The sequence below is a fragment of the Streptomyces sp. NPDC023481 genome, from assembly GCF_055560195.1.
On the sequence record NZ_JBVHJE010000011.1, the window covers coordinates 37007 to 58305 of the forward strand.

Annotated in this window: 21 protein-coding genes; 10 read left to right on the top strand and 11 right to left on the bottom strand. The window is 70.9% G+C overall.

Annotation, left to right across the window (positions count from 1 at the left end; genetic code table 11):
• Positions 1-66 precede the first annotated feature (66 nt).
• Positions 67-1869, top strand: coding sequence for an ABC transporter ATP-binding protein (locus ACZ3ZD_RS21655; protein WP_467399702.1), 1803 nt, complete (start codon positions 67-69; stop codon positions 1867-1869).
• 44 nt (positions 1870-1913) lie between these two features.
• Positions 1914-2807 (top strand): endolytic transglycosylase MltG, encoded by an 894-nt coding sequence (gene mltG / locus ACZ3ZD_RS21660; RefSeq protein ID WP_467399705.1) that lies wholly within the window; start codon positions 1914-1916, stop codon positions 2805-2807.
• 12 nt (positions 2808-2819) lie between these two features.
• Here the strand turns inward: mltG and ACZ3ZD_RS21665 are convergent, their stop codons facing one another.
• The 5 genes from ACZ3ZD_RS21665 to ACZ3ZD_RS21685 form a co-directional block, all read right to left on the bottom strand.
• Entirely contained in the window at positions 2820-3896 is a 1077-nt protein-coding gene (locus ACZ3ZD_RS21665; protein ID WP_467399708.1) for an NAD(P)-binding domain-containing protein, read from the bottom strand.
• 42 nt (positions 3897-3938) lie between these two features.
• Complete coding sequence (locus ACZ3ZD_RS21670) at positions 3939-4946, bottom strand: ABC transporter substrate-binding protein (protein WP_467399710.1); 1008 nt, start codon at positions 4944-4946, stop codon at positions 3939-3941.
• 31 nt (positions 4947-4977) lie between these two features.
• Positions 4978-5715: an ABC transporter ATP-binding protein gene (locus ACZ3ZD_RS21675; protein WP_467399712.1), complete on the bottom strand. Its 738-nt coding sequence runs from the start codon at positions 5713-5715 to the stop codon at positions 4978-4980.
• The gene (locus tag ACZ3ZD_RS21680; protein ID WP_467399714.1) at positions 5688-6587 is read right to left on the bottom strand and encodes an ABC transporter permease; all 900 of its coding nucleotides are present in this window, start codon (positions 6585-6587) and stop codon (positions 5688-5690) included. The genes ACZ3ZD_RS21675 and ACZ3ZD_RS21680 overlap by 28 nt, the downstream gene beginning before the upstream one ends.
• 181 nt (positions 6588-6768) lie before the next feature.
• A complete protein-coding gene (locus ACZ3ZD_RS21685) occupies positions 6769-6852 on the bottom strand; it encodes a putative leader peptide (RefSeq protein ID WP_313884353.1) in 84 nt (27 codons plus the stop codon).
• A gap of 121 nt (positions 6853-6973) precedes the next feature.
• On the opposite strand from ACZ3ZD_RS21685, the gene ACZ3ZD_RS21690 reads away from it, so the two are divergent.
• From ACZ3ZD_RS21690 to ACZ3ZD_RS21705, 4 genes are all read left to right on the top strand, one after another.
• On the top strand, positions 6974-7396 hold the full coding sequence (locus tag ACZ3ZD_RS21690) for a YjbQ family protein (protein ID WP_467399716.1): 423 nt from the start codon (positions 6974-6976) through the stop codon (positions 7394-7396).
• A 743-nt stretch (positions 7397-8139) separates the two neighbouring features.
• Positions 8140-9564, top strand: coding sequence for a nucleobase:cation symporter-2 family protein (locus ACZ3ZD_RS21695; RefSeq protein WP_467399719.1), 1425 nt, complete (start codon positions 8140-8142; stop codon positions 9562-9564).
• 59 nt (positions 9565-9623) lie between these two features.
• Positions 9624-10328, top strand: coding sequence for a helix-turn-helix domain-containing protein (locus tag ACZ3ZD_RS21700; RefSeq protein ID WP_467399722.1), 705 nt, complete (start codon positions 9624-9626; stop codon positions 10326-10328).
• A gap of 464 nt (positions 10329-10792) precedes the next feature.
• Positions 10793-11419, top strand: a complete 627-nt coding sequence (locus tag ACZ3ZD_RS21705) for a GntR family transcriptional regulator (protein WP_467399724.1) — start codon at positions 10793-10795, stop codon at positions 11417-11419.
• Positions 11420-11818: 399 nt separating this feature from the next.
• Here ACZ3ZD_RS21705 and ACZ3ZD_RS21710 read toward each other — a convergent pair whose 3' ends face one another.
• The 3 genes from ACZ3ZD_RS21710 to ACZ3ZD_RS21720 are packed head-to-tail and all read right to left on the bottom strand — an operon-like array spanning position 11819 to position 14367.
• Positions 11819-12172, bottom strand: coding sequence for a cupin domain-containing protein (locus ACZ3ZD_RS21710; protein ID WP_467399726.1), 354 nt, complete (start codon positions 12170-12172; stop codon positions 11819-11821).
• Positions 12169-12960, bottom strand: a complete 792-nt coding sequence (locus tag ACZ3ZD_RS21715; protein WP_467399729.1) for a carbon-nitrogen hydrolase family protein — start codon at positions 12958-12960, stop codon at positions 12169-12171. The genes ACZ3ZD_RS21710 and ACZ3ZD_RS21715 overlap by 4 nt, the downstream gene beginning before the upstream one ends.
• Before the next feature lie 42 nt (positions 12961-13002).
• The gene (locus ACZ3ZD_RS21720; protein WP_467399731.1) at positions 13003-14367 is read right to left on the bottom strand and encodes an MFS transporter; all 1365 of its coding nucleotides are present in this window, start codon (positions 14365-14367) and stop codon (positions 13003-13005) included.
• A gap of 136 nt (positions 14368-14503) precedes the next feature.
• On the opposite strand from ACZ3ZD_RS21720, the gene ACZ3ZD_RS21725 reads away from it, so the two are divergent.
• On the top strand, positions 14504-15190 hold the full coding sequence (locus tag ACZ3ZD_RS21725; protein ID WP_467399734.1) for a DUF2848 domain-containing protein: 687 nt from the start codon (positions 14504-14506) through the stop codon (positions 15188-15190).
• Between the two features lie 306 nt (positions 15191-15496).
• On the top strand, positions 15497-16774 hold the full coding sequence (locus ACZ3ZD_RS21730; RefSeq protein ID WP_467399736.1) for an MFS transporter: 1278 nt from the start codon (positions 15497-15499) through the stop codon (positions 16772-16774).
• A gap of 153 nt (positions 16775-16927) precedes the next feature.
• Here ACZ3ZD_RS21730 and ACZ3ZD_RS21735 read toward each other — a convergent pair whose 3' ends face one another.
• Positions 16928-17386: a MarR family transcriptional regulator gene (locus ACZ3ZD_RS21735; RefSeq protein ID WP_467399738.1), complete on the bottom strand. Its 459-nt coding sequence runs from the start codon at positions 17384-17386 to the stop codon at positions 16928-16930.
• A 58-nt stretch (positions 17387-17444) separates the two neighbouring features.
• On the opposite strand from ACZ3ZD_RS21735, the gene ACZ3ZD_RS21740 reads away from it, so the two are divergent.
• Positions 17445-18131 carry a non-oxidative hydroxyarylic acid decarboxylases subunit B gene (locus tag ACZ3ZD_RS21740; RefSeq protein ID WP_467399741.1) on the top strand — a complete coding sequence of 229 codons (687 nt, stop codon included), beginning with the start codon at positions 17445-17447 and terminating at the stop codon, positions 18129-18131.
• Positions 18106-19575: a UbiD family decarboxylase gene (locus ACZ3ZD_RS21745; RefSeq protein ID WP_467399743.1), complete on the top strand. Its 1470-nt coding sequence runs from the start codon at positions 18106-18108 to the stop codon at positions 19573-19575. The genes ACZ3ZD_RS21740 and ACZ3ZD_RS21745 overlap by 26 nt, the downstream gene beginning before the upstream one ends.
• Positions 19576-19771: 196 nt before the next feature.
• On the opposite strand, the gene ACZ3ZD_RS21750 is transcribed toward ACZ3ZD_RS21745, so the two are convergent.
• Both ACZ3ZD_RS21750 and ACZ3ZD_RS21755 read right to left on the bottom strand, forming a co-directional pair.
• Positions 19772-20605 carry a helix-turn-helix transcriptional regulator gene (locus ACZ3ZD_RS21750; RefSeq protein ID WP_467399746.1) on the bottom strand — a complete coding sequence of 278 codons (834 nt, stop codon included), beginning with the start codon at positions 20603-20605 and terminating at the stop codon, positions 19772-19774.
• Between the two features lie 266 nt (positions 20606-20871).
• Positions 20872-21273 carry a DUF5997 family protein gene (locus tag ACZ3ZD_RS21755; protein ID WP_467399748.1) on the bottom strand — a complete coding sequence of 134 codons (402 nt, stop codon included), beginning with the start codon at positions 21271-21273 and terminating at the stop codon, positions 20872-20874.
• Between the last annotated feature and the right edge of the window lie 26 nt (positions 21274-21299).

Genomic DNA, 21299 nt, shown 5'->3' on the forward strand with positions numbered 1-21299 from the left:
GAGCTACGATCCGTTTCGTCCTCGCCGGCCGACCCCGGCCGGCGCCCGTCATTCCCGTAGGAGCCCATGCACCCCGACCGTGAACCCTCCTGGACCCCGCCTGCCGACACCCGTGAACAGCCCCGGCAGGTGCGCCGCATCCTGCGGCTCTTCCGTCCCTACCGCGGACGGCTCGCCGTCGTCGGCCTGCTCGTCGGCGCCTCGTCGCTGGTATCCGTGGCCACGCCGTTCCTGCTGAAGGAGACGCTCGACGTCGCGATCCCGCAGGGCCGCACCGGCCTGCTGAGCCTGCTCGCGCTCGGCATGATCCTGAGCGCCGTCCTGTCCAGCGTCTTCGGTGTGCTGCAGACGCTGATCTCCACCACCGTCGGCCAGCGAGTCATGCACGACCTGCGCACCGCGGTCTACGGCCGCCTCCAGCGCATGTCGCTCGCCTTCTTCACCCGCACCCGCACCGGCGAGGTGCAGTCCCGCATCGCCAACGACATCGGCGGCATGCAGGCCACCGTCACCTCCACGGCCACCTCCCTGGTGTCCAACGCCACCAGCGTGGTCGCCACCGTCGTCGCGATGATCGCCCTGGACTGGCGGCTGACGATCGTCTCCCTGCTCCTGCTGCCGGCGTTCGTGTGGATCAGCCGCCGCGTCGGCAACGAACGCAAGAAGATCACCACCCAACGGCAGAAACAGATGGCCGCGATGGCGGCCACGGTCACCGAGTCGCTCTCGGTCAGCGGCATCCTCCTCGGCCGCACCATGGGCCGCTCCGACTCGCTGACGGCGTCCTTCGCCGAGGAGTCCGAGCGCCTGGTCGACCTGGAGGTCAGATCCAACATGGCCGGCCGCTGGCGCATGGCCGTGATCACGATCGTCATGGCCGCGATGCCCGCCGTCATCTACTGGACGGCCGGACTCGCCCTCACCGTCGGCGGTCCCGAGGCGTCCCTCGGCACCGTCGTCGCCTTCGTCTCGCTCCAGCAGGGCCTGTTCCGCCCGGCCGTGAGCCTGCTCGCCACCGGCGTCCAGATCCAGACCTCGCTGGCGCTCTTCCAGCGCATCTTCGAGTACCTGGACCTGCCGATCGACATCACCGAGCGCGAGCGGCCGGTCCGCCTCGACCGGATCAAGGGCGAGGTCCGCTTCGAGGACGTGGAGTTCCGGTACGACGACAAGGGCGTCCCCGTCCTCGACGGTGTCGACGTCACCGTGCCGGCCGGCGGCAGCCTCGCCGTCGTCGGCCCGACCGGCGCCGGCAAGTCCACACTCGGCTGTCTGGTGCCCCGGCTGTACGACGTCACCGGCGGCCGCGTCACCCTGGACGGCGTGGACGTCCGCGACCTCGACTTCGACACCCTCGCCCGCGCGGTCGGCGTCGTCTCGCAGGAGACGTACCTCTTCCACGCGTCGGTCGCCGAGAACCTGCGCTTCGCCAAGCCGGACGCCACCGACGGGGAACTGCGCGCGGCGGCCGAGGCGGCACAGATCCACGACCACATAGCCGCCCTGCCCGACGGCTACGACACGATCGTGGGCGAACGCGGCCACCGCTTCTCCGGCGGTGAGAAGCAGCGCCTGGCGATAGCCCGCACCATTCTGCGCGATCCGCCGGTCCTCATCCTGGACGAGGCGACCAGCGCGCTGGACACCCGCACGGAAGCCGCCGTCCAGGAGGCGATCGACGCGCTGTCGGCCGACCGCACGACGATCACCATCGCCCACCGCCTGTCCACGGTCCGCGGCGCCGACCAGATCGTGGTGCTGGATTCCGGACGCGTGGCCGAACGTGGCACGCACGAGGAGCTCCTGGAGCGGGACGGGCGGTACGCGGCCCTGGTGCGCCGGGACGCTCAACTGCAACCGACAAACTGAACATAATGCCGGGTTTGGGGTGATATGCGTATTACCGTGCCCGCATGCAGACGAACACTCCGCCACGGAGCACGATCCGACTGACACGCCGGGGCAGGCTCGCCCTCCTCGTGACCGGCGCCGTCGTGGCCGGTGCCGCGGTGACGGTGCCGCTGCTGACGCTGGCGGCCGGCGGTGTGCAGGAGAAGCCCGCCACGCTGGTCATCCCCGAGGGCTGGCGCGCCGGCCAGGTCTACGACGCGGTCGACAAGGCGCTCGGACTGCCCCCGGGCAGCACCCGCAAGTCCCTGGACAAGGCCACCCTGAAGCTGCCGAGCCAGGCCGCGGGCAACCCGGAGGGCTATCTCTTCCCGGCGACGTATCCCGTCCGGAAGGGGGCGACCCCCGAGTCCCTGCTGCAGCTCATGGTCGACACGGCGGAGAAGAGGTTCAGCGGCGCACCCGTCACCGCCGGCGCCCAGCGCAACGCGATGAACGTCTACCAGACCGTCACCATCGCCAGCATCGTCCAGGCCGAGGCCGCGACGAAGGCGGACATGGGCAAGGTCGCCCGGGTCGTCTTCAACCGGCTGAACAGCGGAATGCCGCTGCAGATGGACTCGACCCTCCACTACGCGCTGAACCGCGACGCCGTCCGCACCAGCCAGAGCGACACCGGCGTCGAAAGCCCCTACAACTCCTACCAGCGCACGGGCCTGCCGCCGACACCGATCGACAACCCCGGCGAGGACGCGATGCACGCCGCGCTCAACCCGACGCCGGGCGACTGGCTGTACTTCGTCACGGTCAAGCCCGGGGACACGCGCTTCACCGCGGACTACGACGAGCACCTTCGGAACGTGGCCGACTTCAACGCCGTCCACCAGGGCGCCGCGACGGCCCAGCCCCCGAGCAGCAGCGCGCCGGGCGTCCCGGCCCCGGAGCCGTCGGGCAACTGACCCGACGGCGGCTCAGGCGGCGACCGGCTCCTGCGCCAGCAGCCGCCGGATGTCCCGGACGGCCGCGCGCCCGGCCCGGTTGGCGCCGACGGTGCTGGCCGAGGGGCCGTAGCCGACCAGGTGGACGCGTGGATCGACGACCGCGCGGGTGCCCTCCAACCGGATACCGCCGCCCGGCTCGCGCAGCCGCAGCGGGGCGAGATGGTCCAGCGCGGCCCGGAACCCGGTCGCCCACAGGATCACGTCGGCGGTGACCCGACTGCCGTCCCGCCACTCCACGCCGTCCGGGGTGATCCGGTCGAACATCGGCCGCCGGTCCAGCACCCCGTCCGCGCGACCCTGCCGGATCGCGTCGTTCAAGGGCAGGCCGGTGACCGAGACCACACTGCGTGGCGGCAGCCCCTGACGCACCCGGTCCTCCACCAGTGCGACGGCCGCACGGCCCGCCTCCTGGTCGAACGGCCCCTCGCGGAAGACCGGGGGCCGCCGGGTGACCCAGGTGGTCGCGGCGGCGTACGGGGCCAGCTCCAGCAGATGCTGGGTGCCCGAGGCGCCACCGCCCACGACCACCACCCGCCGCCCGGCGAACTCCTCGGGTCCGGTGTACCGCGCGGTGTGCAACTGCCGCCCCCGGAAGGTCTCCTGACCGGGATAACGCGGCCAGAACGGCCGGTCCCAGGTGCCGGTGGCGTTGATCAGCGCCCGCGTCGACCAGGTGCCGTCCGACGTCTCCACGAGCAGCCGACCGCCGACGCCCTCGCGTACGGCGCGCACGTCCACGGGCCGCCGTACCCGCAGGGCGAAGGCGCGTTCGTACCGGTCGAAGTACTCCCGGACGACCTCGGCCGAGGGCCGCGCCGGGTCGGCGCCGGTCAGCTCCATGCCGGGCAGCGCGTGCATCCCGTGCACCTTGCCGAACGTCAGCGAAGGCCACCGGAACTGCCAGGCGCCACCCGGACCGGGGGAGTGGTCGAGGACCACGGCGTCGCGGCCCGGCTCGAATCCGGTGCGCCGCAGGTGGTAGGCGGCGGCCAGGCCGGCCTGGCCGGCACCGATCACGACGACCTCGACCTCGCGTACTTCGTTCACACTCCGGCCAACAGCGGGCCGGGCATGCCTCTTCCCGGCCGGTCAGCCCTTGCCCGGGGTCGTCGAGGGAGGCAGGTCACCGTTGTAGCGCCGGTCCACGAAGTCGGCGAAGTCCACCTTCTTCGGAATGAGCTTCAGGTCGGCGAAGGCGTCCACGATCTGCTGCTCGGAGGCGACCAGCGGCTTGTCGACGGCGACCGCGATCCGGGTGGAGTTCGTCCGCTTCACGGAGGCCAGCGCCACCTCGTAGGGCAGTCCGGTGTCCTTCGACCACACCTTGGCCCACTCCTCCTGGTGGTCGTCCACCCAGGCCGTAGCCCGCCGCAGCCGCGCCAGGTAGTCCTTGATGGCGGCGGCCTTCTCCGGGTCCTTCAGCGCGGCCGGCGCGGCGACCTGGAAGGTGAGGCCGTTGGTGATGCCGTCCCCGCTGGTGAGCACCCGGCCCTGCCCGGCCTGGAGGATCTGCGAGGTGTACGGATCCCAGACCGCCCACGCGTCGACCTTGCCGGAGGTGAACGCGGCGAGCGCGTCGGCCGGCTGGAGGTACTTCACCTTGACGTCGGACAGGCTCAGCCCGGCCGCCTTGAGCGAGGCGACCAGCTGGTAGTGCGCGGAGGAGCCCTGCGCGACGGCGATGGACCTGCCCCTGAGCTGCTGCGGCCTGGTCAGCTTGGAGTCGTTCGGCACGAGGATGGTGTCGCCCCTGGAGGTGCCGTGCCAGGCGGCCACGACGCTGATCCTCGAACCGGCGCCGGCCGCGAAGACGGGCGGGGTGTTGCCGACCCCGCCGATGTCGACGGCCTTGGCGTTCACGGCCTCCAGCAGCGGCGGCCCGGAGGTGAAGGTCGACCACTTGATCCTGTAGTGCAGGTTCTTCAGCTCTCCGGCGGCGCGCAGGACGGCTTCCGAACCGCCCTTCTGGTCGCCCACGTCGAGGGTGACGGAGCCCGAGCCGTCGGTGCCGGTGCTCGCGGACGAGTTCCCGCCGCAGGCGGTGAGCAGGAGGGCGAAGGGCAGGAGCACTGCGGCGGGGACGAGTCGTCGTCGCATGGCGGTTCCGTTCGTGTTCGGGGTGGGTGTTTCAGGCGGCCGCGGCGGCGGTGTCGACGCCGAGCCGTTCGAGCAGTCGGGCACGGAGGGCGGCGAACCGCGGGTCGGTGATCTCGCGCGGCCGGTCCAGGTCGATGCGCTGCTCATGGGCGATCCGGCCACCGTCCATCACCAGCACCCGGTCGGCGAGCAGGACCGCCTCCTCCACGTCGTGTGTGACCAGCAGCACCGCGCAGCCCCGGCGCTGCCACAGCTCCCCGACCAGACGCTGGGCCCTGATCCGGGTCAGCGCGTCGAGGGCGCCGAACGGTTCGTCCAGCAGCAGCAGATCGGGCTCCCGCACCAGCGCGCGGGCGAGGGAGGCGCGCTGGGCCTCGCCGCCGGACAGCGTCCTGGGCCAGGCGTCGACCCGGTGGCCGAGGCCGACCTCGTCCAACGCCCGCTCGGCGAGGGGCCGTTCGGGCTTGCCCGGCAGCCCGAGGAGCACATTGCGCCACACCTTCTTCCACGGCATGAGCCGGGGTGCCTGGAAGGCGACGGCCCGGCGGCGCGGGACCAGGGCGGTGCCCTCGATGTCCCGGTCGAGGCCCGCGAGGATGCGCAGCAGCGTCGACTTGCCGCAGCCGCTGCGCCCGAGCAGGGCGACGAACTCGCCGGGCGCGATGTCCAGTCGGAGGTCGTCGATGACGGCGCGGCCGTCGAAGGAGCGGGTCAGCCCGTCGACGTGGACGGCGGGTCCGGTCACCGGCCCGTGAACGTCGGTCGCCATTGCAGCAGCAGCCTTTCGAGGGAGCGGACGATGAAGTCGGCCAGCAGGCCGAGGAAGGCGTAGACGATCAGGCAGACCACGATCACGTCGGTCCGCAGGAAGTCCCGTGCCTGCACCATCAGGATCCCGATGCCGGAGTCGGCGTTGACCTGCTCGGCGAAGACCAGCGCCAGCCAGGAGATGCCGAGGGAGTAGCGCAGCCCGGTCAGGGCCCCGGGCAGCGCGCCCGGCAGCACCACGTGCCGCACCAGCCCCCACCGGGACAGGCCCAGCGACTCGCCCGCCTCGATGAGTTGGGCGTCCACCCCGCGGATGCCGGCGTAGACGTTGAGGTAGAGCGGGAAGGTCACGCCGAGCGTGATGATGGCGATCTTCGGGGTCTCGCCGATCCCGAACCAGATGATGAACAGCGGGATGAGACCGACGAACGGCACCGTCCGCAGCATCTGCACCGGCGCGTCCACCAGGTCCTCGCCGATCCGGAACAGCCCGGAGAGCAGGGCGAGTCCGGTGCCGGTCACGGTGCCGAAGAGCAGCCCGAGCGCGACGCGGCGCAGCGAGGTCCCCATGGCCGACGGCAGCGAACCGTCACCGATCAGGTCCCGGCCGACCTGCGCGATGCGGCCCGGTGAGGCGAGCACGTCGGCGGGCAGCACGCCGGTGCCGCTCAGGAGTTGCCACAGGATCAGCAGCAGGAGCGGGCCGGTGGTGCGGCGCAGCCAGCGGGGGACCCGGGCGCGCCGGGTGGAGGCGGGGACGACGGGCTGGAGGTCTGGGGTGGGATTTCCGGGCGGGGGTGTTCCTGCATCCCGCTGGGACGTACCGGAAATATCCGGTCCCGGGGAATGGGGCGGGGCATGGCTGATGCTCATGAGTGCTCCACGGGGAGGAGAGCCGGGAGAGGGAACGCGGTGCGGCTTCTATGTCATGCCTGGTTCAACAAGAAGGCCGGGTGCGACAGGGAGACAGGCCGATGGCACCCGCGCGCAGAGGAGAGAGCAGAAGCAAGGCTGCAGCGGCGGGAGGCCGGAAGAGGAAAAGCGGAGAAGGGCGTCAGCGGCCGCGGCGACACGCGGCGGAGGCCACCCGCAGCAGGTCGATGTGACCGCGCGTGGTGAGCAGGGCTGAACGCAACATGCGGCTGAACGTAGCCAGCCGCAAGGCGCTGGTCAACGGCGTCTCGCCCAGTGGACCTCCTGTCTCGGAAATCGGCGGCGCCGCGGGGTGTGAAAACCGGCGTTTGGGTCAGGATGGGGGCATGTCCGATGCCTTCACCACACGCATGCTGCACGTCTCCACCGGTAGCAGGGAGCGCGTCGTCGATCTCACCGCCGACTGCGAGGAGTTCCTGCGGGAGGCGGCGGCCGGCCGCGACGGTCTGCTCAACATCTTCGTCCCGCACGCCACCGCTGGAATCGCCGTCATCGAGACGGGCGCGGGCAGCGACGACGACCTGCTCGCGGCCCTGCACACCCTGCTCCCCGCCGACGACCGCTGGCAGCACCGGCACGGCAGCCCCGGCCACGGCCGCGACCACGTCCTGCCCGCCATCGTCCCGCCGCACGCGACCCTCCCGGTGATCGGCGGACACCTGGAGCTGGGCACCTGGCAGTCGGTGTGCCTGGTGGACACCAACAAGGACAACCCCGACCGCCGGGTCCGGCTGAGCTTCCTCGGCTGATGCGTGTGCCGTCACCGTGGCGTCGAATTCCGGCCGCACCATGGCGACGGGTCTGCAGCACGTTGGCGGCCTGGACGAGGTCAACCAGGCCGCCAAGGACGGCATGATCTTCGGCGGCGCGCTCATCCGGGCAGGCCGGCCCGCAGCGCCGACGACATGCCGTGCGTGGGCGAGCCGATCGACCTGGCGAACGCGCCATGCCGATACCCCAGACGGACCTGGCTCTGCCGGTTGCCCTGCCGTTCGAGTTCACCCGCACGCGTCTCTCCTCGTACCGGGGCGAGTGAAATGCCGCCGTCGACGGCGAGGACCTGACCGGTTTCTACGTCTGACAGGTGTCACCAACCCCAAGGGGCGAGCCTCGGCCCTACCACTGCGACGAGGCCGGCCGGCTGATCGCGGAGTGGCAACGAAATCCGCACTGCGAGCGGCGCTCGACCATCGATTCGTAAGTTACCAAGGGGTTTTACTTCAAAAAGCGCGGCCCGATGCCTTGCGTGATGTCCTCCCGGTCAGGAAGGATCTGTCTCCGGTCCGGGCCCTTTGCCCCGGCCCCTTCATGCCTCCATGTCCGGACGCCGGCAGTGCATCGGTAACCCCGTGCCGCCGGCCGGTGAACCGCCTGATCCGCGCGGCCACCCGGATGATCCGTCCGAGGCTCTCCGTGCGACCCGGCGACCCGGCTCCGTCGGCGTACCGGCGTCGCGCCTCTCTCATTCACCTCCCCTCAAGGCAAGGCAGAGATGGCACCACTGTCCTCGCGCAGGCAACCCTTCCCCACCGCGCACCCGGTGGATGAGGTCCCCCCGCTCCCCACCCTCGCGCTCTACGGATTCCAGCACGTCCTTGCTTTCTACGCCGGTGCGGTGCTCGTACCGGTGATCCTGGGCAGCAGCCTCGGCCTCTCGAGTCAGGAACTCGTCTACCTCATCAACGCCGACCTGGTCACCGCCGGGGTCGCCACCATCATCCAGGCATGGGGCTTCTGGCGGATCGGAGCCCGGCTGCCCCTCGTTCAGGGCGCGACCTTCACGGCCGTCTCACCGATGATCGCCATCGGGCAGGGGGCGGGCGGCGGCACCGCCGGGCTGCTGGTGGTGTACGGCGCCGTGATCACCGGAGGAGTCGCCGCCTTCCTCTTCGCCCCCTTCGCGGGGCGCCTGACCGCGTACTTCCCTCCGATCGTCACGGGCACCCTCCTCACCGTGATCGGCATCGTCCTCATCCCGGTGGCACTCCAGGACGTCGGTGGCGGCGCGGCGCTGCTCGGCGGTCCCGGCTACGGGGACCCCGGCCGGCTTGCGTACGCGGGCGGAACCCTCCTGTTCATCCTCTCGGTGATGCGGTTCGGCGGTCCGTTCCTGCGCAGTATCGCGGTCCTGCTCGGCCTGGTGGGCGGAACCGCTGTCGCATGGCTGCTCGGAGATGCCGAGTTCGGGGCGGTCGACCAGGCCGACTGGCTGGGCGTCAGCACGCCCTTCCACTACGGTTTGCCGCACTTCGAGGCCCTCCCGATGCTGGCCATGGTCGTCGTCATGCTCATCACCATGGTGGAGACAACGGGAGACGTGTACGCCATGGGCGAGATCACCGGGCGGCACGTCGACGGGGACACGGTCGGCCGTGCGCTGCGGGCCGATGGCGTCGCCACTGTCCTCGGCGGGATGTTCAACTCCTTCCCGTACGTGGCGTTCGCGGAGAACATCGGTCTGGTCCGCATCTCCCGCGTCACCAGCCGCTTCGTCGTGGTCGCGGCCGGCGTCTTCATGATTGTCCTCGGCCTGCTGCCGAAGGTCGGCGCCGTGGTGGCCTCCGTCCCTCACCCGGTGCTCGGCGCGGCGGCCGTAGTGATGTTCGGCATGGTCGCCACCGTCGGTATCCAGATCCTTGCCAAGGTCGAGCTGCGGGAGGAACGCAACGCCATCATCCTGGCCGTCAGCCTCGGCGCCGCGATGCTCCCGACAGCCGTCGCGCCCTTCTTCGAGCGCATGCCCACCGAGGTGCGGGCCGTCCTCGGCAGCGGAATCACACTTGGCACGCTGACGGCCGTCCTGCTGAACCTGTTCTTCCACGTGCTCGGGACCCGCCGCAAACGGGAGGTCATCGACTGGGGCAGCCTGGCCGCGGACGACGACGGGGCCGGTCCGCAGACCGCCACGGCCCACTGAACCGTTCCCGCTCCCCGGAGCCCGCCGCTCCGTGAAGGCGTCACCGAGGTGATCCGCACGTGTCCCACCCCCCGTTCTCCCCCGCCCAGGCCCGAGACGCGCGTCTCCGTATCGGCCTGACCCGCGAACAAGTCGTCTCCGGTATGGCGCAGTTGGGGGTGCATACGTCGGTGCAGGCCATCATCTGCTGGGAGTCGGGTGAGGCGGCGCCGACGGAGGCCGAACTCTTCGCGTTGGCGGACGCGCTGTGGTGCCCCGTACCGGTGCTCATGGACCTGCGGCCGAGGTCCCTGCGTGAGCACCGCCTGGCACGGCAGTTCAGCATCGAGCGGCTCGCCGTGCGCATCGGCATGAACGTGCGTGACTACGCCCGCGCCGAGGGCGACCACCAGTGGAACGGAACCAACCGGCAGACCCTCCTGCTGGCGGACGCCCTGGGCCTCGAACCGGACGAACTGCTGCGCGTCATCGGCCGTGCCGGCGAGCTCGACGGCATGCTCCGCCAAGCCGTCGAAGGCCGAAGGAAGCAGCACACCGCCTCCCTCGCGCTCCTCGTCGGCGCACCCGAGCGAACGGTGGAACAGGCACTGCGCACCCTGCATCAGGAGTACGCCCGTTTCAACGAGCGCTACATGGGCCATCTCGTCGCCCGCAGCGACAACGCACGGCTGAAGGAGATCGCCACGGAGCGGGCGGGGTGGCTGCACGGCCTGTCCGACCGCTTCCTGCACCTCGTGGACGACGACTCCCGGCCCTCGCCATGAGGCTCACGGCTCCGGACGGCAGCCATCAGGACGCGAGCGGCGCGGCCTCACTGCCGCGCGACGGCCAGACCGACGCGGGCGGCGTCCGAAGGCTCGCGGAACTTCGCCGCGTGCCCACCCATCGACCGTTCGACGCGGCCGCCGACCCAGACGCGAGGCGACGGCGGGACGACCGCGGCGGGCCAGGACCCCCGTGTCCGCGGCCGGGCGTCGATGTCGTCACGCGGTCAGAGACTCACGCCGAGGCCGGCGTAGCTCCGGGCCGGCCGGCATCAGTGGTGCGGCTGCCGCCATGAAAGCGCCGCCCGGTACGAAGCGGTCGACCACCTGCCGCTCGGCGCCGCCACGACCCTGGAGCCCTCGGTCCCTTCGCCATCGACCCGGAAAGTGCCTGCTTGGACATGTCCGCGGGTGCTGCGTGGTAGCGTTTGTATACAAGCTGTATGCGAGGTCTGGGGGTTACCGTGGCGTCCGGTCGGGAGAAGGCGTACGCGTATCTCAAGGACACAGTGCTGACGGATCCCGCGATGCAGGGGGTCTTCCTCTCGGAGCAGGACCTCGCCGACCGCATCGGTGTCTCCCGCACGCCGATCCGGGAGGCGCTGCTGCAGCTCGCGGCCGAGGAACTGGTCGAGCTGGTGCCCAAGCGGGGAGCCCGGGTGGCGCCGCTGACAGGACGGGAGATCCGCGAGCTGATGGAGCTGCGGGGAATCGTCGAGCGGTACGCCGCCCATCAGCTTGTCTCTCTCAACGGAGCGCCGGTGGCGCAGCTGCGGTCTCTGCTCGAACGGCAACGCGACCTCGCCGGAGTCGACGACGCCCGGGAATTCATCGCCGTGGATCACCAATTCCACGCGGCACTGGTGTCCGCCGTCGGCAACACCCTCTTGGACCGGCACTACGACGGCCTGCGAAGCCGCCAGGTCCGTGCCGGAGTGGTGGCCCTCTTCAACCAGCACGGACGCCAGGACGCCGTGCTGGAGGAACACGAGGCCATCCTGGACGCGCTCGCCGCCGGTGACGCACAGGCCGCGTGTGCTGCCATCGATCACCATCTGCAGTCGACGCTCAAGGTACTGCTGGCGGGCTAGGTGTTCTGGCCGGCGAAGTTGTGGACAGGTGATGCGGGTCTCGGCTGTCGGATCTCGAAACGGGTGAGCGCCTTCTGGCGCGGTGTGGATTGCGACGTCTGCACCTACGGCACCCAGGCCCTCGTGGTCCAATGAGGCGCCCCTGACCGAGACCGGCGGCCTGCGCCTGGCCCGCTGCGTCGTCGACGACAACTGTCCCCGCGGCGGGCCGCGGAACGCTTCCAGGTCTCGCCACTCGCCCCGTGTGTGGGGGGCCGGACCGCGTGCGAAGCGGATCCGGCCCTGCCGCAGGACCATCTCGGTGCCACCGGGCCGGACCAGTTCGGGGCGGCTCCGGCGCGGATCATGGGTCTTCCTCTGGCCGTACAGGGGCCGGTGCCGACCCCTTGACCGATGCGGTCACTGCCGGCCGGGCTGGGGATAGGTGATCACCAGCATGGTCACACCGTCCCGCGAGGTCCAGGGACCGTGCGGCATCCCGGGCGGGCGGCACGCGTACATGCCGGCGGTGAAGGTCCGGTCGAGCGTCAGGTCGTGCAGTGCTCCCTCGACGAGGTAGACCTCCTCCCAGAAGTCGTGGCGTGCCACACCCTGCGTCGACGTGTCGGTGCCCGGCGCCCAGCGGACCAGCGTCGTACGGCATCCGCGCTCGGGATCATGGGCCAGGACCCGCTCCTCGATGCCGGGGGCGGCGCCGTCCGGGGTGGTCCACGGTCCGTCGGGAAGGTGGAACTCCAGCTCGGGCTTGCTCACCGCCACACCTCCGGTCGCCGGTTGGCCAGCACGGAGGTCTTCTGCCGGACCTCGGCGACCTCGTCGACGTCCAGGTCGGCCACCAGCAGCTCGGGTTCGGCGCCCAGCGCGTGCCGGACCGTTCCGTCCGGCCCGGCGACGCGGCTGTGCCCGATGCCTGTCGGCGCGGGGCCCGGTTCGCCGTCGGGGGCGGCCTGGTCGACGGCAGCGATCCACAGAGTGGCGTCCAGCGCGCGGGCCCTCACCAGCAGCTCCCACTGCTGGAGCTTGCCGGGCCCGGCGCCCCAGGAGGCGGCCAGCAGCGTGGCGACGGCTCCGGCGTCGGCGTGGGCCCGGAACAGTTCCGGGAAGCGGACGTCGTAGCAGGTGGCCAGGCCCAGCCGTACGCCGTCGACGTCGATGACTGTCGGGGCAGTGCCTGCGGCGACCGTGTCGGACTCGCGGTAGCCGAACGCGTCGTAGAGGTGAATCTTGTCGTAGGACGCCTCGACCTCGGGCCCGGTGGCCAGCAGAGTGTTGGCGACCCTGCCCCCGGGAGCCGGGGTGAACATGCCGACCACGACGACCGTGCCGGTGGTCCGGGCGATGCGCCGCACCCCGTCGGCCCAGGGACCGTCCAGGGGCTCGGCGAGCGGTGCCAGCGGGGTGCCGAAGCAGGCCATCGACGCCTCCGGGAAGACGACCACGCGGGCTCCGGAGTCCGCGGCGCGCTGCGTCCATTCCTCGATGCGCCGCAGGTTCTTGTCAGGGTCGGGGCCCGTGGTGAGCTGGCTCAGAGCGATCCGCATGGCGCGGTTCCTCCTCGGAAGGATCGGGGATCTGGACGGGGGTCAGCGCGTTCGGGCCGCGTCGGCCGTGGCCGGCGCGTTCGGCAGTGCGAGGCGGGTGTCCTCGTCGACGGCGGCCTCGGGGCCGCGTCCCAGGCACACTCCGACGAGGGAGACGGCCGAGGCCAGAGCGATGTACGCGGCCAGCGGAACCCAGCTGTCGTAGGCGCTGAGCAGGCTGGTGAAGAGCAGCGGTGCGACGGCCCCGCCGATGATCCCGGCCAGTGTGTAGGCCAGGGAGGAGCCGGTGTAGCGCAGCCGGGGCGAGAACTGTTCGGCGATGAAGGCGGCCTGTGGTCCGTACAGGCAGCAGTGGATCACGAGTCCCACGATGACACCAACGGTGAGCTGCAGCCAGGTGCCCCCGCGGATCATCGGGAAGAAGGCGAAGGGCCACACACCGGCTGCCACCGCGGCGCAGCCGTACAGCAGGCGGCGGTCGACCCGGTCGGAGAGGGCGCCGGCGAGCGGCATGAGAAGGACCTGGAGTGCGGAGCCGATGAGGACGGCCCCGAGGGCGGAGCCGCGCGACATGCCGAGTTTCCCGGTGGCGTACGTCAGGACGAACACCGTGAACATGGCGTAGAGCACATCGGGGCCGACCCGGCAGAGGATCGCGGCCAGCAGGGCTCGCGGCTGGGTGGTCAGGACCTCGCGGACCGGCGCCTCGGGGCGGGAGCGCTCGGCCCGCATCGCCTGGAACACCGGGGTCTCCTCGAGCTTCACCCGGATCCACAGCCCGAACCCGACGAGCACCCCGGAGAGCAGGAAGGCGACGCGCCAGCCCCACGACTCGAACTGCGCGTCGGTCAGCAACGCGCCGAGTGCGGCCAGGACGCCATTGGCCAGCAGGTTGCCGGCGGGCGGCCCGACCTGTGCGGCGGACGCGTAGAAGCCGCGGCGGCGCGGGTCCCCGAACTCACTGGACAGCAGGACGGCGCCGCCCCACTCACCGCCGACACCGACGCCCTGGGCGAAGCGCAGCGCGACCAGAGCGATCGGAGCGGCCACACCGGCCGTCGAGTACGCGGGCAGGACGCCGATCAGGAAAGTGGCCGTGCCGATGATGATCAGCGTCGCCATCAGCACCTTCTTGCGGCCTATCACATCACCGAGGCGACCGAAGACCATCCCGCCCAGGGGGCGCGACACGTAGCCGACCGCGTAGGTGGAGAAGGCCAGGAGGGTGCCGGTGAGCGGGTTCTCCGAGGGGAAGAACAGCTTGCCGAAGACCAGGGCGGCCGAGGCGGAGTAGACGGCGAAGTCGTACCACTCCAGGGCCGTGCCGGTCAGGCTCGCGGCGAAGGCCCGGCCGACGCCGGAGCGCCTGTCGGACGACTGCCCGTCGTCCTGCGAGGTGTCGTGCATGGTTCCCATCCTTGCTCGGGGACATCGACCTTCCGGCATACTTCTTGTATACAGGTCGTATGCGCAAGTCCTGCGCCAGAACTCGACCGCGGAGATATCCCCCGTGGTCCGTCATCCGATCTCCAGGAGTGTCCTCATGGCCGTGCTGACCTTTGAACTGCCCGACGGCTCGACGCGCGAGGTGGACGTCATCCAGGTCCTCAACGCCGGCTATGCCGGGCGCAGTCAGGAGGACGTCGCCGCGCACGTCGCGGAACTCGCCGAGCTGGGCGTCCCGGGCCCCTCCGTGACGCCGGCCCTCTACCCCGTGTCTGCCTACCTCGCCCAGCAGACCGACCGGGTCCAGGCGCAGCACGGGCGCACCTCCGGCGAGGCGGAGTGGGCACTGGTGGTGGCGGACGGCGGGGAGCTGCTGCTGACGGCTGCCTGCGATCACACCGACCGAGACCTGGAGGTGCACGGCGTGGCCTGGAGCAAGAACGCCGGCCCCGACGTCCTGGCACGCCGTGCCTGGCGCCTGGCCGACGTGGAGTCCCGCATCGATGAACTCACCCTGCGCGCCTGGGTCGTCCAGGGCGACACCAGGACCGAGATCCAGCACGGCACGCTCGCCGAACTCCTCGCACCCTCCTACTGGGTGGAGGTTCTGCGTTCACGAGGCGCACTCACCCCCGGCACGGTCCTGATTTCCGGCACCATTCCCATGGCTCCCGGCGTCGACCAGTTCGCTGATGGCTGGAGTGTGGAACTGGGCGACCCCGTCACCGGGGACAGCATCCGCCTCGACTACGTGGTCCAGCCGATGCCCGCCCCCATCGGCTGACGCGACAGTCGCGGGAGCAGGGCCAGACCCGGGTGTCGCCGCCGTAGAGCCGTTCGATGTCGCAGGCATCGTGGCGGTTCGTCAGAACCTATTCGCTGTACCCCCCGACGAGTTCGACGACGCTGGTCCCTGAACTCCGCGTGCGGGTGTTCTTGCGGGCGAGTGACCTTCGGTCATGCCGGAGGGTGATCTGTGAACCGGGCCGCGGTTCCGTGGGTAGTTTTTGAGCCCGCGCTGTGCTTGCCCTTGCGGTGCCCGCTTGGCTGACCGAGCCTGATCTCCACCTGCGGACCCGGGAGGACCGGCATGCTGAAGACCATCCGAGAGCAGGCAGCGGGTCTCACCCATGACCAGCGCAATGCCTTCGTCGCCGCCTACCTGGGCTGGGCGATGGACGCCTTCGACTACTTCCTGGTGGTACTCGTCTACAGCGAGATAGCCGACGACTTCCATGTCTCCCTCACCGACATGGCCTTCCTCACGACGGCCACCCTGGTGATGCGGCCGGTCGGTGCCTTGCTCTTCGGCATGTGGGCGGACCGCCGGGGCCGACGTCTGCCGCTCATGGCCGACGTGCTCTTCTACTCGGTGGTCGGGTTCGCCTGTGCCTTCGCGCCGAACTACACCGTGCTGCTCGTGCTGCGCCTGCTGTACGGCATCGGGATGGGGGGCGAGTGGGGCCTGGGCGCGGCGCTGGCCATGGAGAAGATCCCGGCTGCCAGGCGCGGTTTCTGGTCGGGCCTGCTGCAGAGCGGCTACTCGCTGGGCTACCTCCTCGCAGCTGTGGCGTTCTTCGTCATCGAGCCCGCCTTCGGATGGCGTGGGCTGTTCGCTTTCAGCCTGGTGCCCGCGCTGGTCGCGCTGTGGGTGCGCACCCGGGTGGAGGAGAGCGAGGTGTGGGAGAAGAGCGTCCGGCTCAGCCGCACCCCCGCGTACAAGGTGTTCAAGAGCCCGGCGGTGCTGCGGCGCTTCGTGTACCTGGTGGTGTTGATGACCGCCTTCAACTGGATGTCGCACGGCACCCAGGACATCTACCCGACTTTCGTGAAGAAAGGTCTGGGGCTGACCGCGGACACGTCCATCGCCATCGCCGTGGTCTACAACCTCGGGGCTGTCATCGGAGGCATGCTGCTCGGCGCCTACTCCGAGAGGCTGGGCCGCCGTCGCACGGTCATGGTCGCGGCGGCCGCCGGGCTGGTCGTGGTGCCCTTCTTCGTGCTGTCCACCACTGTGGGCTGGCTGATGGTGTCCTCCTTCCTGATGCAGGTGTGTGTGCAGGGAGCCTGGGGCGTCATCCCGGCTCACCTGACCGAGATGAGCCCGGATGCGATCCGGGGCTTCTACCCGGGCGTCACCTACCAGCTCGGCAATCTGATCGCGGCCCTCAACCTGCCGGTCCAGGAGTTACTCGCCGGGCAGCACGGTTATCCGGCGGCGATGGCGTGGACCGTGGCGCCCGCCTTGGTCATGGTCATCGTGCTGAGCGCCGTCGGCAAGGAGGCCAAGGGCGTTCGGTTCGGCAGCGCGGGCACGCATGCTCCGAGCGACGCAGCGGCCGACACCCGTGGACCTGGCGCAGACTGACGGACGCGTCACTGACCCCGAGGCGGCCACTACGCTGACGGTTGTCCTGCCGGAGGCCGGCGGACATCGATCGGAGGCCGACGGTGGCTCGCCGACCCTCTTGATGAGGTGTGGGCGGCCCTCCCGTCGGCCGCGGCCACCTGACGGAAACGCTCAGGAACGTTCCGCGGCCTCCGGTGACATGTCGCCGAGCGTGCGCAGCATGTCCACCAGCCGCTGCAACTCCTCGTCACCGAACGTCTGCTGCAGTCGTTCATGCAGACGCGAGGCTTTGGCGATGGTCGTCTCGAGGTGACGGCGGCCCGCCTCGGTGAGCGTGATGATGCGGCGCCTGCGGTTGGCCGGATCGGGCTCCTTGGTCACCAGATCGCGCGCCTCCAGACGGTCGAGCAGCTGAGTGATCGTGGAGCGGTCGACGGCGGTCAGGGTGCCCAGGGCTGTCTGGTCCATGCTGCCGTGGTCGCGCAGCACCAGAAGCACGGCGAACTGCGGGGAGGTCAGGTCCGGTACGTGCTGCTGCCAGTTGATGGTCCACGCCTGGGCGGCCCGGCGCAGCTGATGGGGCAGTGACTCGTCGAGCCGCAGCCAGTCGCGGGAATTTGCGTTCGTCACGGAGAAGAGTATATTCAGTGTTCGGATATTCAGTGTACTGAATGTAGAGGGGGTCGGCATGCGACTGATCGTGGGGATGACCGGAGCCACGGGCGCGGTGCTCGGTGTACGACTGCTCACCGAACTGCGTCGTCACGATGGCGTGGAGACCCACCTGGTCCTCAGCCGGTGGGCGCGCGTCACGCTGGAGACGGAGACCGGGCTCGGCGCCCGCCAGATCGCTGCCCTGGCCGACGTCATGTACGGGCCGGAGGATCAGGGCGCCGCGATCTCCTCCGGCTCGTTCCGCGCCGACGGCATGGTGATCATCCCGTGCAGCATGAAGACCCTGGCCGGGATCCGCGCCGGGTACGCCGATGGTCTGGTGGCCCGTGCCGCCGACGTCACGCTCAAGGAGCGGCGCAGGCTCGTCCTCGTACCGCGGGAAACGCCGCTGAACGAGATCCACCTGGAGAACATGCTCGCGCTGGCGCGGATGGGCGCCTCGATCGTCCCGCCCATGCCTGCCTTCTACAACCACCCGGCCACGGTGGACGACATCGTCGACCACATCGTCACCCGGGTGCTGGACCAGTTCGACATCGAATCCGGCGCGGCCAGGCGCTGGCAGGGCATGCGGCACGCCGCCGCCACCCGGGCCGCCGGCCTGTCCGTCGGCGCCGGCGGTTCCGCCCCCATCCCGGAAGACCGCTCGGTAAACACAGCAAGGGAGTCGCACCGTGACCCATCTCGCCGATCTGCGTGAGTACCTCGACGCTCTGGACGCCCTGGGCGACCTCAGGCGCATCGACCGGGAGGTGAGTGCCGACCTGGAGGCCGCCGCCATCACCCGGCTCTCCTACGAACGCCGTTCACCGGCCCCGCTGTTCGAGAACCTCGCCGGGGCCGAGCCCGGTTTCCGCCTGCTGGGTGCCCCAGCCGGGCTGAGTTCGCTCCCCGACAAGCCGCTGGCCCGAGTGGCGCTCTCGGTGGGCCTCCCCGCCGACACCACCGCCGCCGAACTGGTCGAGCACCTGGCCCGGACCAGGGACGCCGCTCTCATCCCCCCCAAGCGTCTCTCCCGCGACGAGGCGCCCGTCAAGCAGAACGTGCTGCTCGGCGACGCCGCCACCCTCGACCGCTTCCCGGTGCCGCGCGTGCACCAGGCCGACGGCGAGCGCTACACCAACACCTGGGGCGTCATCGTCGCCCGCACTCCCGACGGCCGGTGGACCAACTGGTCCATCGCCCGGATCATGATGCTGGACGGTCGGCGTATGACCGGTCTCGTGGTGCCGCCGCAGCACATCGGGCTCATCTGGAAGGAATGGGCGAGGATCGGCGAGCCCATGCCGTACGCCTTGGTCCAGGGTGGCGCCCCGGCCGTCCCGTTCGTCGGTGGCATTCCGCTGCCCGAGGGCATGGACGAGGCCGGCTACATCGGCGCCCTGCACGGCGAACCGCTGCCCGTGGTGCGGTGCGAGACCAACGACCTCGACGTCCCCGCCGGCGCCGAGATCGTCATCGAGGGACACCTGTCCGTGGGCCGGGACGCGCTGGAGGGTCCCTTCGGTGAGTTCGCCGGATACGCCTCCGACGAGACGTCGATGCAGCCCGTCTACAGCATCGAGGCCATCACCTACCGCGACGACCCCATCTGGCCCCTCGTCGCCGAAGGCCGGCCGGTGGACGAATACCACACCGTCACCGGTGTCGGCGAGGCCGCCGAGATGCTCGCCGGTCTACGCACCGCCGGACTGCCCATCAGCACCGTCTGGCTGCCGCTGCGCGCCGCGGCACACTGGTCCGTGGTGACCGTGCCCGCCGACTGGCGCGATCGGCTGCCGGACACGGACGCGGACGCATTCGTCCACCGGATCGGCGAGGTGCTGGCCGCCTCCCGCGCAGGCCGCGTCACTTCCAACATCTTCGTCCTGGACGACGACATCGACCCTGCCGACGATGACGATCTGCTGTGGGCCCTGGCCACCCGGGTCCACCCCGTCCAGCACGCGGAGGCGTGGGACGGCCGCATCCACCCGCTCCTCGGCTGCTACACACCCGAGGAGAAGGAGGCCCGCCGCGGCCCGGTGGTCGTCCACAACGCCCTCCAGCCCGCACCGGGCTCTGGCCGTCTTCCCCACAGCTCCTTCGCCCAGGCATACCCCGCGGAAATCCGCCAGAGGGTCCTCGCCCACTGGACCGACTGATTACCCCGACCCGGACCAGCGGCCTCGTCGGCCCTGCCGGCGCGGTTCCCCACGACACCGCGCGGAGCCGACTACAGGCGCATCACCATGGTCAAACGGAGGTTGGCGGACACCAGCAAGGACAACCCCGGCCGGCCGGGTCCGGCTGAGCTTCCTCGGCTGAACCTCCGGGCGACGTGCCAGGCACGCGGCCGGGTCAGGGACGGCGGGCCCGGGCGGCCCGCGCCGGACCCGGCGACGGCACCGGGTCGGGCGACGGCACCAGGCCGAGGCGCTGGGCGCGCAGTACGGTGCCGACGCGGTCGCGGGTGCCCAGCTTGCGGTAGATGTTCTCGACGTGCTTGTGCACCGTGCGGACCGCGATGCCGAGGCGGCGGCCGATCGCGTCGGCGGTGAGCGCGTCGCACAGCAGCAGCAGGACGGCGGTCTCCCGCGGGGTCAGCGCGCGCTCCGCCGCCTGCTCCTGCGGCGCGCCGGACGGGCCGAGCGCCCGCCGCCACTCCACCAGCAGCCGTCGTTGCCGCTCCACGGCCGCCAACAGCGGCTGGACCCGCTCGGCCATGACCAGCTCGTCGTCCGTGAAGTCCGTACCCGACCGGTACACCAGGCATCCGGTGATCGGCGCCGCGCTCCCCGGGAGCGGCACCCCCAGCACATGGTCGACGTCCAGAACCTCGCGGAGCAGACGGGCCGTCGGGCTGTCCGGCCAGGTACGGCCCGCCGCCCGGTACGCGGTCACCGGGGACCGGTCGGTACCGGGCCCGTAGTGACCGGCGAAGGGGTAGCCCGCGCGCAGCAGGCCGAGGTCGGCGTCCCCGAGCCGGGCCAGCTCCCTGGCGGCAGCGTCGGGCACCGTGCCGATCGTGCCGCCGCGCTCGCTCCAGTCGTCCAGCTTGTGGATGGCCGTCTCACCGCCGCACACCTCGGACAGCGTGCCGGCCAGCAGCGGCCACAGCCGCTCGGGCTCCCGTTCGTTCAGGGCCGCCACGGCCACCGCCGTCATGCGCTCGTACGCGTTCTCCAGCCGCACGGGTTCCTCTCCGGTCGCCTCGCCTGCGCGCCCCCGTCGGCGTACGTACTTGTACGCATATCCTCGCGGTCCCCACCCGGCGCACACTTCAACCCGGCGACACCGGCCTGCTCGGACGCATCGCGCCCGACGGGCCGCCGGCACGGGGGAACGGCGGCCCGTCCGGTGTCGCCCCCACCCACAGGGCCCGCGGCCTTCCGCAGGCCCGCGGCAACGGGCGACGCCCCCCGGGCGGAGCCGGAGGGCGTCGGGGCAAGCGGGAAGGGTCAGCCGCGCTCGGCGCCGCTCTCCTTCGACTCACGCTTCAGGTTCTTCAGGCGCGCGCCCTCCTTGCGGACCTCCGCCTGGGTGGCGCGCTCCTTCTCCAGCCACTCGGGCCGCTCCTGCTTGAGCGCCTCGATCTGCTCGGTGGTCAGCGCCTCGGTGACCCCGCCCCGGGCGAGGCCCGCGATGGAGACGCCCAGCTTGGCCGCGACCACCGGACGCGGGTGCGGACCGGTGAGCCGCAGCTCGCGCAGCCACTCCGGCGGGTTGGCCTGCAGCTCGTTCAGCTCGGCGCGTGTGACCACACCCTCCTGGAAGGAGGCGGGGGTGGCGGGGAGGTACACACCCAGCTTCTTCGCCGCGGTCGCGGGCTTCATCGTCTGGGTGCTCTGCTGCGAACTCATGACGTCAAGGGTATCGGCCGTGCGCG

Excerpts from the sequence above, each read along its gene's own strand:
- ACZ3ZD_RS21680 (WP_467399714.1), bottom strand. The coding sequence starts at position 6,587 with ATGAGCATCAGCCATGCCCCGCCCCATTCCCCGGGACCGGATATTTCC.
- ACZ3ZD_RS21685 (WP_313884353.1), bottom strand. The coding sequence starts at position 6,852 with ATGTTGCGTTCAGCCCTGCTCACCACGCGCGGTCACATCGACCTGCTG.
- ACZ3ZD_RS21725 (WP_467399734.1), top strand. The coding sequence starts at position 14,504 with ATGGCCGTGCTGACCTTTGAACTGCCCGACGGCTCGACGCGCGAGGTG.
- ACZ3ZD_RS21715 (WP_467399729.1), bottom strand. The coding sequence starts at position 12,960 with ATGCGGATCGCTCTGAGCCAGCTCACCACGGGCCCCGACCCTGACAAG.
- ACZ3ZD_RS21755 (WP_467399748.1), bottom strand. The coding sequence starts at position 21,273 with ATGAGTTCGCAGCAGAGCACCCAGACGATGAAGCCCGCGACCGCGGCG.
- ACZ3ZD_RS21740 (WP_467399741.1), top strand. The coding sequence starts at position 17,445 with ATGCGACTGATCGTGGGGATGACCGGAGCCACGGGCGCGGTGCTCGGT.
- ACZ3ZD_RS21690 (WP_467399716.1), top strand. The coding sequence starts at position 6,974 with ATGTCCGATGCCTTCACCACACGCATGCTGCACGTCTCCACCGGTAGC.
- mltG (WP_467399705.1), top strand. The coding sequence starts at position 1,914 with ATGCAGACGAACACTCCGCCACGGAGCACGATCCGACTGACACGCCGG.
- ACZ3ZD_RS21730 (WP_467399736.1), top strand. The coding sequence starts at position 15,497 with ATGCTGAAGACCATCCGAGAGCAGGCAGCGGGTCTCACCCATGACCAG.
- ACZ3ZD_RS21655 (WP_467399702.1), top strand. The coding sequence starts at position 67 with ATGCACCCCGACCGTGAACCCTCCTGGACCCCGCCTGCCGACACCCGT.
- ACZ3ZD_RS21675 (WP_467399712.1), bottom strand. The coding sequence starts at position 5,715 with ATGGCGACCGACGTTCACGGGCCGGTGACCGGACCCGCCGTCCACGTC.
- ACZ3ZD_RS21720 (WP_467399731.1), bottom strand. The coding sequence starts at position 14,367 with ATGCACGACACCTCGCAGGACGACGGGCAGTCGTCCGACAGGCGCTCC.
- ACZ3ZD_RS21695 (WP_467399719.1), top strand. The coding sequence starts at position 8,140 with ATGGCACCACTGTCCTCGCGCAGGCAACCCTTCCCCACCGCGCACCCG.
- ACZ3ZD_RS21670 (WP_467399710.1), bottom strand. The coding sequence starts at position 4,946 with ATGCGACGACGACTCGTCCCCGCCGCAGTGCTCCTGCCCTTCGCCCTC.